The sequence below is a fragment of the Paraburkholderia sp. J7 genome (genome assembly GCF_905220155.1).
Classification (GTDB): Bacteria; Pseudomonadota; Gammaproteobacteria; order Burkholderiales; family Burkholderiaceae; genus Paraburkholderia.
Map to the genome: position 1 here is coordinate 32,346 of NZ_CAJMYZ010000001.1, position 14,744 is coordinate 47,089.

General features: G+C 65.7%; 12 protein-coding genes. 2 read left to right on the forward strand and 10 right to left on the reverse strand.

Translation table 11 applies throughout. The annotated features are described in order from the left end of the window. Window positions 1-225 precede the first annotated feature (225 nt). From U5A58_RS00140 to U5A58_RS00155, 4 genes are all read right to left on the reverse strand, one after another. Window positions 226-909, reverse strand: coding sequence for a response regulator transcription factor (locus tag U5A58_RS00140; protein ID WP_321959865.1), 684 nt, complete (start codon window positions 907-909; stop codon window positions 226-228). A 26-nt stretch (window positions 910-935) separates the two neighbouring features. After that, window positions 936-1,724 carry a response regulator gene (locus U5A58_RS00145; protein ID WP_415774149.1) on the reverse strand — a complete coding sequence of 263 codons (789 nt, stop codon included), beginning with the start codon at window positions 1,722-1,724 and terminating at the stop codon, window positions 936-938. Further along, the gene (locus U5A58_RS00150) at window positions 1,721-2,362 is read right to left on the reverse strand and encodes a response regulator transcription factor (protein WP_321907732.1); all 642 of its coding nucleotides are present in this window, start codon (window positions 2,360-2,362) and stop codon (window positions 1,721-1,723) included. The genes U5A58_RS00145 and U5A58_RS00150 overlap by 4 nt, the downstream gene beginning before the upstream one ends. 245 nt (window positions 2,363-2,607) lie before the next feature. Continuing rightward, window positions 2,608-3,927, reverse strand: coding sequence for an MFS transporter (locus U5A58_RS00155; protein WP_321959866.1), 1,320 nt, complete (start codon window positions 3,925-3,927; stop codon window positions 2,608-2,610). A gap of 136 nt (window positions 3,928-4,063) precedes the next feature. On the opposite strand from U5A58_RS00155, the gene U5A58_RS00160 reads away from it, so the two are divergent. Next, the gene (locus U5A58_RS00160) at window positions 4,064-4,939 is read left to right on the forward strand and encodes a LysR family transcriptional regulator (protein ID WP_321907728.1); all 876 of its coding nucleotides are present in this window, start codon (window positions 4,064-4,066) and stop codon (window positions 4,937-4,939) included. Between the two features lie 55 nt (window positions 4,940-4,994). Here U5A58_RS00160 and U5A58_RS00165 read toward each other — a convergent pair whose 3' ends face one another. The 6 genes from U5A58_RS00165 to U5A58_RS00190 all read right to left on the reverse strand — a co-directional run bounded on the left by U5A58_RS00165 (window position 4,995) and on the right by U5A58_RS00190 (window position 11,653). Next, window positions 4,995-5,966: a threo-3-hydroxy-L-aspartate ammonia-lyase gene (locus U5A58_RS00165; protein ID WP_321959867.1), complete on the reverse strand. Its 972-nt coding sequence runs from the start codon at window positions 5,964-5,966 to the stop codon at window positions 4,995-4,997. Then, complete coding sequence (locus tag U5A58_RS00170) at window positions 5,963-6,631, reverse strand: transcriptional regulator (RefSeq protein WP_321907724.1); 669 nt, start codon at window positions 6,629-6,631, stop codon at window positions 5,963-5,965. The genes U5A58_RS00165 and U5A58_RS00170 overlap by 4 nt, the downstream gene beginning before the upstream one ends. A gap of 154 nt (window positions 6,632-6,785) precedes the next feature. Further along, window positions 6,786-7,808, reverse strand: a complete 1,023-nt coding sequence (locus tag U5A58_RS00175; RefSeq protein ID WP_321959868.1) for a 2Fe-2S iron-sulfur cluster binding domain-containing protein — start codon at window positions 7,806-7,808, stop codon at window positions 6,786-6,788. Window positions 7,809-7,825: 17 nt separating this feature from the next. Beyond that, the gene (hcp, locus tag U5A58_RS00180; protein ID WP_321959869.1) at window positions 7,826-9,493 is read right to left on the reverse strand and encodes a hydroxylamine reductase; all 1,668 of its coding nucleotides are present in this window, start codon (window positions 9,491-9,493) and stop codon (window positions 7,826-7,828) included. A gap of 259 nt (window positions 9,494-9,752) precedes the next feature. After that, entirely contained in the window at window positions 9,753-10,292 is a 540-nt protein-coding gene (locus tag U5A58_RS00185) for a single-stranded DNA-binding protein (RefSeq protein WP_158756887.1), read from the reverse strand. A 152-nt stretch (window positions 10,293-10,444) separates the two neighbouring features. Further along, complete coding sequence (locus U5A58_RS00190; protein ID WP_415765044.1) at window positions 10,445-11,653, reverse strand: MFS transporter; 1,209 nt, start codon at window positions 11,651-11,653, stop codon at window positions 10,445-10,447. A gap of 187 nt (window positions 11,654-11,840) precedes the next feature. Between U5A58_RS00190 and uvrA the strand changes: the two genes are divergently transcribed. Then, window positions 11,841-14,732, forward strand: a complete 2,892-nt coding sequence (uvrA, locus tag U5A58_RS00195) for an excinuclease ABC subunit UvrA (RefSeq protein ID WP_321959870.1) — start codon at window positions 11,841-11,843, stop codon at window positions 14,730-14,732. The last annotated feature ends 12 nt before the right edge of the window (window positions 14,733-14,744 follow it).

The window sequence follows — 14,744 nt, forward strand, 5'->3', positions numbered from 1 at the left end:
GTTTCCGGACTGCTTCCCGGCCCTGTTCCGACTAGGCCGTCGTTTGATCGCATTGCCGGAACGGCAATTTCTGACGAGCCATGCATTGAGCTTGGGATTATGGGGAGACGAGCCCCGCATTCAGATAGGAGAACTCTTAAAACGCTGTGCGCAATGCGCGATACACGGCGAGAGAAATTCCTACAGACGCTGGTATGAATCGGGGACGCGTCGCGCCGGGCTGAATCAGGTCAGCCCCGCGTGCGTCGCGAAGTCGCTCAGATCGCGCTCCGTGACGAGCCCGAGCTTGCGCATGGTGCTGCGTTTTTGCGCGCTGATGGTTTTGCGGCTGCGCTGAAACCGCTGGGCAATCTGACCGACCGACATACCCTGCGTGTAAAGCTGAAAGACCTCCCATTCGCGAGCGCTCGGCATGCCCGAGCAGGGGACGCACGTGGCGTCGGCCCGCGCAAGCGTTTCGCGTGCGCGGCGCGAGAGAAACGGCATGCGGGCGTGAGCGGCGGCAACAGCAAGGAGGAGATCGTGCGTGACGTCGCGCTTGTCGACAATAACGTTCAGGCCCTGATGCAGCAGCCCCGTCAGAACCTGCGGCGTCGACACCATGCTCAGGACGACGATCGCAGGCGCGCATCGCGTTTGCGCGAGGCGCCGTAGCAGCGTAAGGGAGCCATATCCGCCGTCAAGGCCCGGCATGCAGAGATCGGAAATGACGACGTCACAAGCGGTCATATCGAGCTGCAGGGCGAGCGCATGCGTGTTGCTGGCTTCGCCAACGACGAGGGCTCGCGCCGTTGCATGCAGCAGGTTCGCTACGCCCAGCCGGATGCACGCGTGGTCATCGGCCACGATCGCGCGCAGCGGCTCGCCCAGGCGAAGCGCGTCTTCTCGAGCGGCCCGGGTCGACTGCATCGGGGGCCTTGCGTGCACAGGATCGATCAGGTTGGGTCGCCCTGCGACACGCCGCATTCGACCGCGAAGCGATAGAGCTCGATATCGTTGCCGAGCGCGAGCTTCTTCATCGCCGCGCACTTTTGCGCGCTGATCGTCTTGACGCTGCGCCCGAGCAGACCAGCGATTTCCGTGACGCCGAGCCCCTTTGCATAATGCGTGATGACCTCGAATTCGCGTCGCGTGAGAAGACGAGACACTTCTTCGCGCCGCTCGGCGCGTGCTGCTTCCGTCAGCAGGTCACGCACGACTGGCCCGACATAGTGTTCGCGCGCCATCGCGGACATGATCGCAACCGGGATCAGGTCAATGCGGTCACGCTTGCTCAGTACGGCGTTCACCTCGAGATCGATCGCCTTGCGCAGCACCGAGGCCTCGCTTTCCATGGTGAGCACGACCACCGCCTTTTGCGGGAAACCGGCGCGAAAGGCGCGGATAGCCTCCGGTCCGTCCAGCTCGCCGGGCAACGCCATGTACAGGTCCATCAGAACGAGATCAAAGGCGTGCTGCTGCGCCACGTCGAACAGTTCGGGCACGCTGCGCGCACGCGCGACGATCTGCACGTTGGGATAGTTGACGAGCATGCTTTCCAGCGCATACACCACGAGCGGATGATCGTCGGCGATGATGACGCGCACCGGTGCCGCGAGGTCGGCGGTATCGGTCATGTTGCGCGCCGCGAGGGCCGCGTGCCGATTGTCGCGCTCACGCACGGTGCGGCGGGTAGCGGCAGCCACGTCGGCATCGTCCGCCAGCGGCAAGGAAAGCAGGTTCATAGGAGTCCGTGAGCCCTGACAAAGGCGAAGAGTCCCGCGTCGGTGCTCACGCCGAGCTTCGCCATGGCGTCCCGCTTCTGGCTGCTCACCGTGCGCACGTCGCGGCCGAGGGCGCGCGCAATTTCCGTGATCGAACTGCCGCTTGCGAATTTGCGGATCACCTCCGATTCGCGCGGCGTCAAACGCGGCACACACATGTCGGGCAGGCAGGCGGCCGCCGCGAGTTCGCGCTCGACGGCCGGGCTGAGATAGGCAAGCCCCTGTGCGGCTGCGCGCACGATGGCGGCGAGTTCGTCCATGGGTTCGGTCTTACGCAACATGGCGATCACGCCCGCGTGCGCCACGGCGCGCAGGATGCCGGCGTTCGCAACGCTGGTCAGCACGACCACGGGGACATGCGGCCAGTCGCGGCGCAAACGCCGCACGAGGCGCAGGCCGTCTTCGGCTTCGCCGGAAGCAGGCGGCATGTTGAGGTCGGTGACGACGACGTCGCAAGGGACGGTTTCGAGCGTCTGCAACAACTCTGGCGCGCCGCACGCTTCACCCACGACCTCGATATCGTCTCCGGCGAGGAGCGCGGAGCGAACGCCAAGCAGAACGAATGGATGATCGTCGGCGAGGACGACACGTAGCTTCACACTGAATCTCCTTCGAGGTGGATTTGTGTGGGTGCGGTGCGCCGCGTGGGCGCACCGGCAGCCAACAACATCGGCAAGGTCGTTCATCTGACCATTGAAATCCTGCCGTCGAAATCGGAGATTTCCGAAACGTTAAATGATCCTTAATCCGAGCTTCGTCATGCGTTATGCCTGATAGATGCGATTTTGTAGAATGATTTGTCGCATCGGTCGATATCCCGAGACAAATCCTACACGCGGCATCATCAAGCCGCGGCACGCTCACGAGCGCGTTGTCGACTTTCGCCAGTGCGCCCGGCGCCGCGCTCGCGCGGTGCGGCGAATGCAGGCCATGCCAGCGCGGCGCAAAGCGCAGCCGCCACCCAGACCGCGGGCCACCCAAACCACGACAACAGCAACGGGATGGCTGAAGGCGCGACGAAGAACGCGAGGAATGCGCCAGTGTTGCCCATGGCGAGCGCGGTTCCCACACGGCCGCTGCCTGCGAGCGTCGCGAGCTCGGTGAAAGCGACGCCGTGCCAGGCGGAAGCGGCTATGCCGCCCAACACGATCACTGCGGCAAGCAGCACGACGAACGCGCCGTTTGCGCGATGCGTATGCGACGCGAAGGCCGTCAGTGCGGCCAGCACGAGGAAAAGCGCGACGGTGAGTGCGGCGCTGCCGCGCAACCAGGTCCGCCGCTCGCCGTGCCGATCAGTCCAGCGCCCGCCGTACACACGCATGAACGCCGCGCCGCCCTGCACCGCCGCAAGCGTCGCGCTGACTGCCGCTGTGCCGGCATGGCCGACGTCGTGCAGAAAGATGCTCGCGAACGAGAGCACGGCCACCTGCGGAATGCACAGCACCCCAATGCCGGTCACCATGCGCCACACGGTTACGCTGCGCAGCGGCGAGACCGAACGTTGCACGGGCGCAGCCGGCGCGTGCGAGGCGAGCGGCGCATTCGCGGGGGCCTGCGTATGCGCAGGCTCGTGCAGCCAGGCGATCGTGAGTACGGCGGATAGCGCACACAGGAAAGCGAGCGCGCCATACACCGCCGCGAATCCCACGTGCTCGGCGAGCGCTGGCAGCATGAGCGCACCAAGCCCGCCGCCGGCTGGCACAGCGGTTTGCCGGATGCTCATCGCAAGGCCGCGCTCGTGGGTGGCGAACCACGCCATCACCGCGCGCCCGCTCGAGCCGTTCACGCTGCCGCCGAGCAGACCGAGTGCGAGCAGGCCCACCGCGAGCGTCGTCGCGCTGGGCGCATGCGCGCCCGCCGGCGCGCCCCAGAGCGCCATCGCAACGAGTGCGAGCGCGGTGGTGGTCAGCCCCGTGAGCAGTACGCGCCGATCGCCCCAGCGATCCGTCAGGAGTCCCCAGGGAAGTTCGCTCAGCACGATGCCAAGGCCCAGCATGCCAAGCACGACACCCAGTTCGCCCGTACCGATGTGGTAACCCGAGCGGATCAATACGCCCGTTGCGGGAATGCCGCCGAGCGCCGCCGCAAAACTGGCGTTGGCTGCCACGCCCACCGCGAGCACTTTCCAGCGGTGTGCCGCGCCCCGCGTTGTACTTCGTTCCATGATGACCTCGAGAAAACGGTTGACTGAGGGCATCGTAGAGGCGCAACATCCATCGGAAAAGCGGGAAATTCCAATCCATGAATTCGAAATTTCCGAATCATGAAATAGCGGGAAACACACCGGATCAAGCTGAACCATGAACGCACGCGGTTTCGACCTCGCGCAGTTGCGCACATTCATCGCGGTGACCGAGGCGGGCAGCGTTTCCGCGGGGGCGGAGCGGGTGTTCCTGTCGCAGTCGTCGGTGAGCGAGCAGCTCAAGAAGCTTGAGGAGCGCGTAGGCCAGCCGCTTTTCGTGCGCAGCAAGCAGGGCATGTCCGCTACGCCCGCTGGCGCGAAGCTGCTCGACCACGCGCGCCGCATCGTCGCGCTGTGCGACGCCGCCTTCGACGACATGCTTGGCCGCACGCTCGACGGCGAGGTGCGAATTGCGATCACGGACTATTACCGGCCGCACGACATCGCCGAGATCCTCCGGCGCTTCGCCAGCCAGCATCCGCGCCTGCGCCTGCATGTGACCGTGCAGCCGAGCGCCGTGATAGACAGCACCGCCGACGAGAACGCCTACGACATCGGGCTGTCGCTGCGGCTCGTGGAGGAAGGCCGCGGCACGCACAAGAGCACGTCGATACGGCGCGAGAAACTGGTGTGGGTGGGCGCGGCGCAAGCGTTGCGCGAGCGGCCCGCGCTCACGCCGCCCTGGCCGCTCGTGCTGCTGCCGGCAACCTGCCAGCTGCAGCGCCGTGTCGTGAGATTGCTCGACGAAGCGCGCATGCCGTACCTGATTTCGCATTCGGCTTCGGGCGTGGCCGGGCTGCAGCTCGCGCTCAAGGCGGGGCTGGGAATCTCGTGTCTGAACGAGTCGGCGATCGGCGAAGGACTGATGGCATGCCCGGCTTCATTCGGCTTGCCCGCACTGCCTGCGGCCGAATTTCATCTGTTGCCGGGCCGCCCCGGCGAGTCCGCGCACGTGACGAACGCACGCGCGGCGCTCGCGCAATTGCTCGGCTGAGGCGCCTCCGGCTGTTCGAGGCGCCGCGACAGGGCGCTTTAGCCGGCTGCCTGTTTTAGCCAGCTGCCTGTACCAGCTGCGCAAAACGCAGCAGATCGACGTTCCCGCCGGAGATCAGCACACCCACGCGCTTGCCGCGCACATCCACCTTGCCATGCAGCACCGCTGCCGCCGCGAGACAACCCGTGGGTTCGACCACGAGCTTCATGCGGCTAGCGAAGAACTTCATCGTATCGACGAGTTCCACGTCGCTCACCGTGACGATCTCGCTCACGCGCTCGCGAATCACCGCGAAGGTCAGGTTGCCGAGGTGCTGGGTTTGCGCGCCGTCGGCAAGCGTCTTCGGCGTGTCGATGTGAACGATTTCCCCCGTTTGCAAGCTGCGCTGACCGTCGTTGCCCGCCTCAGGCTCGACGCCGATCACCGTGCACGCAGGCGAGAGCGCATGCGCCGCGGTCGCACAGCCCGATAGCAGTCCGCCGCCGCCAAGCGGCGTGATCAGCAGATCGAGTTCGCCCGTTTCCTCGAAGAGTTCCTTTGCTGCCGTGCCCTGCCCGGCCATCACGTGCGCGTGGTCGTAGGGCGGAATCAGCGTGAGGCCGCGCTCGGCGGCAAGCCGTTTGCCGAGCGCCTCGCGGTCCTCGGTATAGCGGTCATAGAACACCACCTCGCCGCCATAGCCGCGCGTGGCCTCCACCTTCACGGCGGGCGCGTCGTGCGGCATGACGATCACGGCCTTCACGCCGAGCAGACGCGCCGACAGTGCGATCGCCTGCGCATGGTTGCCCGAAGAGAACGTGATCACGCCGCCCGCCTTCTGCTCCGGCGTGAACTGCGCGATCGCGTTATACGCGCCGCGAAACTTGAACGCGCCCATGCGCTGCAAGTTCTCGCATTTGAAGAAAAGCTGCGCGCCCGTGCGTTCGTTCGCGGTGCGCGAAGTCAGAACCGGCGTGCGATGCGCGACGCCACGCAGGCGTTCGTGGGCGGCGGCGACGTCTTCGAAGGTAATAGGCAGAGTGCTCATGGTCGGTCTTCGGCTGGCAGGTAGGTGTAGACGGTCGAGCGCGCTACGCCGAGCGTGGTGGCCACGTCGGCGAGCGCATGACGCAGGTTCAGAAGTCCGTTCGCCGCGAGTTCGCGCACGGCCTCGCGGCGCTGCGCGAGCGTCATGCCGATGGGCGTGGTGTTGCGCGTGGCGGCGAAGCGTTCGAGCGCCTCGCGCACGCTGCCCGCGGCGCGCGGCGCGAGTGTTTCGGCCACGGGCGCGGCCGTGCCGGTCTGGATCAGCTGGCCGAGGCCCGCCGTCACCGCGCCGATCAGCGACACATCCATGTTCAGGCAGAGCGCCGCGACATATTCGCCCGCGCTGTTCTTCAGGCCGATGGACGTGCTTTTGGCCGGACGCCCGTCGGGAAAGCGGTTCGGATAGTTGGCCACGACTTCGGGAAAGCCGGAGTCGGTGATGCGCGCGAGACCCATTTCGGTGGCGGCGTCGCCGACCTGACGTCCTGACAGATTGTTCGCGATCGCCACGACGGAATGCTCGGGCCGCGTGAGGTCGTGCAACACCACTTCGACGAGCGGCGCGAGCGTCTGACCGAGCGCGGCGACAATCTTCCCGCCTTCGCGCAGGAGCAGCGCGTTTTCGTCGGTGGAAGGGCCGGAACAGGGTTTGCGGGTTGGCATCATGATGTTGGACATTTTGACAGTAAATGACTGAATGTCAATTGCTTGAATGGATCGCTGGCGTGGCTGCGCGTGGCCCTCCGACGCGCGAAAAAAAACCCCGCCCGAAGGCGAGGTCAAAACAGACACGGAGATAAACCACACACGGCATTGCCACTCAGGCCGTGAAGCGCTCGCTGACGAACTGCGCAGACGGCACGCGCGAGCGCGCCGCGACCGCCTGTGCGGCGCTCACCATTGCAGGCGGACCGCAAACGTAGAGATCGGGCGCCGCGCTGGCGCCTGCGAGCGCGGCGGCGAGCGCGTCGACGGGCGTGCTGTGCGCGCCAGGCCTGCTATCGGCCGCTTCGCGCACGCAAAGCTCGACATGCAGTTGCGGCAGCGCCGCCCGAAGCGCGTCGAACTCTTCGAGCATGAAAAGCTCGCTCTCGCGATTCACGCCGAAAAAGAGGCGCGCGTCGTTCATCTCGCCGTATTCGGCCATGCGGCGCAGCATCGAGAGCACGGGAGCGAGGCCCGTGCCGCCCGCCACGAACCAGCGCGGGCGCAGACTATCGGCGATCAAACCGAAACCGCCTTGCGGGCCATGCACGGTGAGCACATCGCCAGGCTGCGCCCGATCGCGCAGATACGCCGAAAACTCGCCTTGCGGCCGCAGCCGGATCAGGAACTCGAGGCGCCCTTCCCAGTTGCTCGTGTTGGCAAGCGAGAACGGACGTTTCACGCTCCCGCCGGGCAACGCCAGCTCCGCGAACTGGCCCGCCTCGAACTCGGCGGCGCTTCCGCTGGTGTCGTCGGGGTCGAGAACGAGTTCGAGACGGCGCGTGTCGTCGGCGATCGTTTCCAGCGCGGCGATGCGCGCCGTACGCGTGGCGACTGGCTGCAGCAACACCTTCGTGTGATCGTACGGCGCGGCGACGCGCAAGTCGGCCGAAGGCCTCGTGCGGCACAGTAAAACCGCATGCGGGTTGGCCGAAGCAAGTGCGTCCGCACTATGTTCGCCGAGCGTGTACGCGCCTTCGGTCACGGTCGCATGGCACGCGCCGCAGCTGCCGCGCCGGCATTGCGACGGCAGCGTGATGTCCGCTGCCGCCGCCGCGCTCAGCACGTCCTGCCCCGGCTCGCACGCGAAGCCGAACGCCTGGCCGTCGCGCGTGGTGAGCTCGATTTGATAACTCATGACGTTTTCACCCGCGCTCAAGCGGCCTTGCGCGCGAGCGCCGCGTTCAGGTCCGCTTGCGCGTCGCCGATCGGTGAGATGCCGAACTGCTTGACGAGAATGTCGAGAACGTTCGGCGTGAGGAAGGCGGGCAGCGTCGGTCCGAGATGGATGTTGCGCAGGCCGAGCGCGAGCAGCGTGAGCAGCACCGCGGCCGCCTTCTGCTCGAACCACGACACCACGAGCGTGAGCGGCAGATCGTTCACGCCGCAGTCGAAGGCCTTCGAGAGCGCGATGGCGATCTGGATCGCCGAGTAGCTGTCGTTGCACTGGCCCAGATCGAGCAGGCGCGGAATGCCGCCAATGTCGCCGAACTCGTGACGGTTGAAGCGGTACTTGTTGCAGCCGAGCGTCATGACGACGGTGTCGCTCGGCGCACCCTGCGCGAACTCCGTGTAGTAGTTGCGGCCAGGCGCGGCGCCGTCGCAGCCGCCGATCAGGAAGAAGTGGCGGATCTGGCCGGCCTTCACGGCGTCGATCACCTTGTCGGCCACGCCGAGCACCGTGTTGCGCGCAAAGCCGATGGTGATGGTTTCCTGCGGCGCCGTTTCGCGGAAGCCCGGCAGCGCGAGCGCGGCCTGCACGACCGGCGCGAACGCGTGGTGCTCGAGATGGCGCACTCCAGCCCAGCCCACCGGGCCCGTCGTGAAGATGCGCTGACGGTACTGCGGCAGCGGCTCGATCAGACAGTTGGACGTCATCAGGATCGGGCCGGGGAAGTTCGCGAAGTCGGCTTGCTGATCCTGCCAGGCGCCGCCGTAATTGCCTGCGAGATGCGCATACGCCTTGAGCTTCGGGTAAGCGTGCGCGGGCAGCATTTCGCCGTGCGTGTAGATCTGCACACCGGTGCCCTGAGTCGCTTCGAGCAGCGCCTCCAGATCGCCGAGATCGTGGCCCGAAACCAGGATGGCTTTGCCCGCGGCCGGCGTCACGCGCACGGCGGTGGGTTCGGGCATGCCGAAGCGGCCCGTGTTCGCCGCGTCGAGCAGTTCCATCACCTTGAGGTTCAGGTTGCCGAGCGCGAGCGCGTGTTCGAGCAGGTCGCCGGCCTGCGTCGGTTCACTCGCGAGAAACACGAGCGCGGCTTCGACGCCCGCGTAGACTTCCTCACTCTCGTAACCGAGCACGCGCGCATGGTGAGCGTAGGCACACACGCCCTTGAGGCCGTACAGCACGAGCGCGCGCAAGCCCACGACATCCTCGCCCACCTTCGGGAGCCCAGCCTTGATGCCGACTAGCGCGGCCTGTGCCTGCAGTTCGGCGAGATCGTTGCCCGGTTGCCAGAGCGCTGCGCCGCCCGGCTGCGCAACGGCAACGCCTTGTGCGAGCGCGAGCGCCTCGCAGGTCGACTTCACACGATCGCGGTGTTGCGCGGCTTCGCGCAGCATCGCCACGAAACGGCTGGCGTTGAAGTTGACGTTGGTGAGCGTCGTGAACAGCGCATAGAGCATAAAGCGGTCGGCTTCGCGATCGGGGCTGCCGAGGCCGCGCGCGAGCGCGCCATACTGGGCGATGCCCTTGGCTGCGTAGATCAGCAGGTCCTGAAGATCCGCAGTCGTAGCGTCCTTGCCGCAGTTGCCCTTGGCCGAGGCGCACCCCGGGGTGGCCTGGGTGCGGTCGGTCTGTTCACATTGATAGCAAAACACGGCTTTCTCCTTTTCCTTGTGGGGTGACGGTGCGAGCAGTCTTGTAAGATGCAAAATAAATGCATCTTTTAAATGGTGACGCGCCGGCGGGAGTTCTGCCGTGACAAAAATCAGAAAACGTGTCGCTTCAGGCGAGGAAGTGGCTACGTGTGCGAAAACGTCGCAGGTCGGCGCCCGGTTCGTACACGCAAATGAAAAGCCCCGGCTCGACCTTGCAGTCGAACCGGGGCTTCAGGCCCAGCAGATACGCCTGGACGCTTTAGAACGGAATATCGTCGTCCATCTCGTCGAAGCCGCCGCCAGCCGGCGCGCTCGAACGGCCACCGCCTGCGCCGCCGCCCGCACCACCACCGCTCGAACGCGGCGCGCCGCCGCCGCCCGACGCACGGCCACCGCCGCGCGGAGCCGACTGCTGGCTGTAGCCGCCGTCGTCGCCCATGTCGCTGCCCGCCGAGGCGCCGCCGCTGCGGCCGCCCAGCATCTGCATCTGGTCGGCGACGATTTCCGTCGAGTAACGGTCGGTGCCGTCCTGCGCTTGCCACTTGCGCGTGCGGATACGGCCTTCGATATACACCGACGAGCCCTTCTTCAGGTACTCCGAGACGATCTCGGCCAGACGCCCGAAGAACGACACGCGGTGCCATTCGGTCATTTCCTTGAACTCGCCGGACGCCTTGTCCTTGTAGCGGTCGGTGGTCGCGAGGCGAATGTTCGCCACGGCGTCGCCGCTAGGCAGATAGCGCACTTCCGGTTCGGCGCCGAGGTTGCCGACGAGGATCACCTTGTTCACGGATGCCATGAATTTCTCCTGTTTGATTCCGTTGCGAGGAGCGGCCGCGCGGTACGCGCCGGATAGCGCCCGATATGTGTCGAGCGCCTTCCCCGGTCGCGGACCGCCTCCGCGAATTGCGTTGCTGTGAACCGTTGGTTCTAACTCAGGCCCGCCTGGCTTTAAGCGCGTTTGGCTTCAGCCCGCCTGGGCGGCGCCTTCATATTGGCCGCGATTATAAGCCAGCACAAGACGAGCCCCGAGCACGCGTAGAACACGGCGCTCGCGCCGTCGTGCTTGAGGAGCCATCCGCCCGCCACGCCGCCGAGCGCGAGCCCGATCGACTGCGTGGTGTTGTACACGCCCGTGGCCGCGCCCTTGCGATTGCCCGGCGCCAGCTTCGAGACGAGCGAAGGCTGCGAAGCCTCCAGAATGTTGAAACCGAGGAAGTACACGAACAGCACGGCCGACACGATGACAAGTGTATGCGCAAGCGAGCCGAGCAGAAGCTGGCCGATCAGGATAAGACCGATCGCAGAAACGAGCACGGCCTTCATCTTGCCCCGCTTCTCCGCGACGATGATGGCCGGCACCATCAAGACGAACGCGAGGCCCATGACCGGCAGATAGATCTTCCAGTGCGACGCGACCGGCAGGCCCGCGTCGACGAGCAGGCGCGGCACGACGAGAAAAAGCGCCGTTTGCGTGGCGTGCAGCACCAGCACGCCGAAGTTCAGGCGCAGCAGTTCCACGTTGTGCAGCACCTCTGCAAACGGGGCGCGCACGTGCACGGGCTTGCTGGGCGCGTCGGGCACGACCCAGATCACCACGCCCACCGCGAGAATCGAGAACACGCCGACCAGCGCGAACAGGCCGCTCATGCCGACCCAGTGGAACACGATCGGCGCGCCCACGATCGCCACGGCGAACGACATGCCGATCGAGCCACCCACCATCGCCATGGCCTTGGTGCGGTGCTCTTCGGCGGTCAGGTCGGCGATGAACGCCAGCACGGCCGAAGAAACGGCGCCCATGCCCTGAATCACGCGGCCGACGATGATCCACACCATGTCGTGCGCGCCCGCCGCGACGAAGCTGCCGATCGCGAAAATGACGAGGCCGGCGGCGATGACGGGCTTTCTGCCCACCATGTCCGACACCCAGCCGTAGAAAATATAGAGAAGCGATTGCGTGACGCCGTACGCGCCGAGCGCGATGCCGACCAGCAGAAGGTTGTCGCCGCCGGGAACGGTTTTCGCGTAGACGGAAAACACCGGCATGATCATGAAAAGACCGAGCATGCGCAGCGCGAAAATCGCCGCGAGCGATACGGTCGCGCGCAACTCGGGCGCGCTCATGCGTGAGGATGTAGCGGGTGAATTGGAGGACATCGGAGCGTTATGTGTTTGGACCGCAAGTGCCCGCACGTTTGTTGACCGGGACGCTCCCTGACGCGCCTCTTTCGAGGCCCTTGCACTTGCCGCTCCGGGCCCTTTCGAAGACCGTCAGCAAGCCGTAACGGCGGTCTGGAAAAGTCGTTATAGTAGCAGGTTTGGTTTCCCTTTCTCCCGCAGGTTCATGGAACAGATCCGTATCCGTGGGGCCCGAACCCACAACCTGAAGAACGTCAATCTGGACCTGCCGCGCCACAAGCTCGTGGTGATCACCGGGCTGTCGGGCTCGGGCAAGTCCTCACTGGCCTTCGACACGCTCTACGCGGAAGGCCAGCGCCGCTACGTGGAAAGCCTCTCGGCCTACGCGCGCCAGTTCCTGCAGCTCATGGAAAAGCCCGACGTCGACCTGATCGAGGGTCTGTCACCGGCGATTTCCATCGAGCAGAAGGCGACGTCGCACAATCCGCGCTCCACGGTCGGCACCGTCACCGAGATCCACGACTATCTGCGGCTGCTGTACGCGCGCATCGGCACGCCCTACTGCCCGGACCACGAGATTCCGCTGGAGTCGCAAAGCGTCTCGCAGATGGTGGACGCCGCGCTCGCCCTGCCCGAAGAAACGAAGCTGATGATCCTCGCGCCCGTGATCGTGGACCGCAAGGGTGAGCACGCCGAGCTCTTCGACGACATGCAGGCGCAGGGTTTCGTGCGCTTTCGGGTGCGCTCGGGCGGCGGCACGGCCAACGAAGGGGAAGCGAAGATCTACGAGGTGGAGTCGCTGCCCAAGCTCAAGAAGAGCGAGCGCCACACCATCGACGTGGTTGTGGACCGCCTGAAGGTGCGCCCCGACATGAAGCAGCGCCTCGCGGAGTCGTTCGAAACCGCGCTGCGCCTGGCCGACGGCCGCGCCATCGCGCTCGAAATGGACACGAACAAGGAACACCTGTTCAGCTCCAAATTCGCCTGCCCGATCTGCTCGTATTCGCTGCCGGAGCTGGAGCCGCGCCTTTTCTCGTTCAACAACCCGATGGGCGCGTGCCCCGAGTGCGACGGCCTGGGCCAGATCACGTTCTTCGATCCGAAGCGCGTGGTGGCGCACCCGTCCCTGTCGCTCGCGGCGGGCGCGGTGAAGGGCTGGGACCGGCGCAACCAGTTCTACTTCCAGATGCTGCAGAGTCTCGCCGCGTTCTACGACTTCGACATCGACACCGCGTTCGAAGAACTGCCGGAGAAAGTGCGCAAGATCCTGCTCTACGGCTCGGGCAAGCAGGAGATTCCGTTCTCGTACATCAACGAGCGCGGCCGCACTTCAGTGCGCGAGCACGTATTCGAAGGGATCATCCCGAACCTCGAGCGCCGCTACCGCGAGACCGACTCGGCCGCCGTGCGCGAGGAGCTGTCGAAGTACCAGAACAACCAGGCCTGCCCGCACTGCGAAGGCACGCGCCTGCGCCGTGAAGCGCGCTTCGTGCGCATCGGCTCGGGTGATGAGGCACGCGCCATTTACGAAGTGAGCGGCTGGCCGCTGCGCGACACGCTCGGCTACTTCCAGACGCTGCGCCTCGAAGGCGCCAAGCGCGAGATTGCCGACAAGGTGGTCAAGGAAATCGTCGCACGCCTCATGTTCCTGAACAACGTCGGGCTCGACTATCTCTCGCTCGAACGCAGCGCCGAAACGCTCTCTGGCGGCGAGGCGCAGCGCATCCGCCTCGCCTCGCAAATCGGCTCGGGCCTGACCGGCGTGATGTACGTGCTCGATGAGCCGTCCATCGGCCTGCATCAGCGCGACAACGACCGCCTGATCTCCACGCTCAAGCATCTGCGCGACCTCGGCAATTCGGTGATCGTGGTCGAGCACGACGAGGACATGATCCGCATGGCCGACTACGTGGTCGACATGGGCCCGGGTGCGGGCGAGCACGGCGGCATGGTGATCGCGCAGGGCACGCCGCAGGAGGTCGAGCACGATCCGGCCTCGATGACGGGCCAGTACCTCTCGGGCGCGCGCCGCATCGACTATCCGGACGAGCGCATCGAGCCCGGCGAGCGCCAGTTGCGCATCGTCGAGGCCTACGGCAACAACCTCAAGCACGTCACGCTCGAACTGCCAGTCGGCCTGCTCACCTGCGTGACGGGCGTTTCGGGCTCGGGCAAGTCCACGCTCATCAACGACACGCTTTATCACGCCGTCTCGCAGCATCTGTATGGATCGTCGGCGGAGCCGGCGCCGTTCGAGGCGATCGAGGGTATGGAGCACTTCGACAAGGTCATCAACGTCGACCAGTCGCCGATCGGCCGCACGCCGCGCTCGAACCCGGCCACCTACACGGGCCTCTTCACGCCCATCCGCGAGTTGTTCGCGGGCGTGCCGGCCGCCAAGGAACGCGGCTACGAGTCGGGCCGCTTCTCGTTCAACGTGAAGGGCGGGCGCTGCGAAAGCTGCCAGGGCGACGGCGTGCTGAAGGTGGAAATGCACTTCCTGCCCGACGTCTACGTGCCCTGCGACGTCTGCCACGGCAAGCGCTACAACCGCGAAACGCTGGAGATTCAATACAAGGGCCGGAACATCAGCGAAGTGCTCGACATGACGGTCGAAGCCGCCTACGAGTTCTTCAAGGCGGTCCCGGTGGTGGCGCGCAAGCTCAAGACGCTGCTGGACGTGGGCCTGGGCTATATCCGCCTTGGCCAGTCGGCCACCACGCTCTCGGGCGGCGAGGCGCAGCGCGTGAAGCTCTCGCTCGAACTTTCCAAGCGGGACACGGGCCGCACGCTGTATATACTCGACGAGCCGACCACCGGCCTGCACTTCCACGACATCGCGCTTTTGCTCGAAGTGATTCATCGGCTTCGCGATCAGGGCAACACGGTGGTCATCATCGAGCATAATCTCGATGTAATCAAAACCGCCGACTGGGTCGTGGACATGGGACCGGAAGGCGGCGCGGGCGGTGGGCAGATCGTGGCCCAGGGGACGCCCGAACAGGTGGCGAAATCGAAGGCAAGCTTCACGGGCCGCTATCTCGCGCCGCTGCTCAAGCGCCAGATTGCCGCGCTGGACACGGCGTCGGGGCAATGACCCGCTAAGCGG

Coding starts and splice junctions, on each gene's coding strand:
- U5A58_RS00140 (WP_321959865.1), bottom strand. CDS start 909: ATGCAGTCGACCCGGGCCGCTCGAGAAGACGCGCTTCGCCTGGGCGAG.
- U5A58_RS00145 (WP_415774149.1), bottom strand. CDS start 1,724: ATGAACCTGCTTTCCTTGCCGCTGGCGGACGATGCCGACGTGGCTGCC.
- U5A58_RS00155 (WP_321959866.1), bottom strand. CDS start 3,927: ATGGAACGAAGTACAACGCGGGGCGCGGCACACCGCTGGAAAGTGCTC.
- U5A58_RS00160 (WP_321907728.1), top strand. CDS start 4,064: ATGAACGCACGCGGTTTCGACCTCGCGCAGTTGCGCACATTCATCGCG.
- U5A58_RS00165 (WP_321959867.1), bottom strand. CDS start 5,966: ATGAGCACTCTGCCTATTACCTTCGAAGACGTCGCCGCCGCCCACGAA.
- U5A58_RS00170 (WP_321907724.1), bottom strand. CDS start 6,631: ATGATGCCAACCCGCAAACCCTGTTCCGGCCCTTCCACCGACGAAAAC.
- U5A58_RS00175 (WP_321959868.1), bottom strand. CDS start 7,808: ATGAGTTATCAAATCGAGCTCACCACGCGCGACGGCCAGGCGTTCGGC.
- U5A58_RS00185 (WP_158756887.1), bottom strand. CDS start 10,292: ATGGCATCCGTGAACAAGGTGATCCTCGTCGGCAACCTCGGCGCCGAA.
- U5A58_RS00190 (WP_415765044.1), bottom strand. CDS start 11,653: ATGTCCTCCAATTCACCCGCTACATCCTCACGCATGAGCGCGCCCGAG.
- uvrA (WP_321959870.1), top strand. CDS start 11,841: ATGGAACAGATCCGTATCCGTGGGGCCCGAACCCACAACCTGAAGAAC.